Origin of the sequence: Paraburkholderia oxyphila NBRC 105797, from assembly GCF_000685075.1 — a bacterium.
In the GTDB taxonomy this organism is placed as follows: domain Bacteria; phylum Pseudomonadota; class Gammaproteobacteria; order Burkholderiales; family Burkholderiaceae; genus Paraburkholderia; species Paraburkholderia oxyphila.
Genome location: NZ_BAYD01000294.1, coordinates 1 through 892, shown reverse-complemented (window position 1 = coordinate 892; position 892 = coordinate 1). Strand labels below are relative to the sequence as shown.

General features: G+C 64.1%; 1 pseudogene. It reads right to left on the bottom strand.

Annotation, left to right across the window (positions count from 1 at the left end):
• Window positions 1-892: pseudogene (locus tag BO1_RS49025) on the bottom strand (RND family transporter); the annotation flags it as partial.

Sequence of the window (892 nt, the reverse complement as noted above, 5' to 3'; positions counted from 1 at the left end):
GTGATCGGTGAGAAACAGGTGCACGGCCGTCATGCTGCAATCCACCTTCATGAAGCCCTTCACGCGCCCCGTGTCCACCGACACCGCGCCATAGTTTTCGGGGTCGATCGGCACGACATTCATCTTCGGATAGTCCTCGTTGTAGCCCTGGTTGTAGCGGCGCAGCATCCCGGAGTACGACTGCACCGACACCACACCCGGCTCGGTGCGCATCGCGCTCGTGAAGTCGTCCTCGTAGAGGCCGACCGCGGGGTTGTCGCACGCCTTGCCCGTCGATTCGATCGCCACCGTAAGCCAGTCGAGGCCGATGTCGTAGCTCGACGCAATCGACGTGGCATCGCGGTTGAAGCGCGCATCCGCACGCAGCTCCGGCGCTCCGGGCTGGAGCGTGCCGATCACTCGGTCACGGCTTTGCCATGCGGCCAGTGCGAACACCACCAGCGTCAATGCCACGGTGAGGCCCGCATACTTCGGCTCGGCAATGCGTGCGAGCCCGCGCAGCCACGTGGAGCGCTGTTCGCTGCGCTTCAGCGCGCTGTCCGCATAGGCTTTCGTGAAGTTGAAGCACGAAGCCGCGACCGGCAGCAGCACGAGATTCGTCACGATCTTGTAGGCCACGCCGAGCGAGGCCGTGATGGCCAGCTCGCGCACCATCTGGATCGGGATCAGCAGCAGCGTGATGAACGAGACGAATGCCGTCACGAGCGCCAGCACGCCCGGAATCAGCAGACCACTGAAGCTGTGGCGCGCCGCGTCGAATGCGCTGTGGCCATGCGCGATCTCGCGCACAATGAAATTGACCTGCTGCACGCCATGCGAGACGCCAATCGCGAACACGAGGAAGGGCACCAGCACCGCGAGCGGATCCAGACCGAAACCCAGCAGCTTCAGC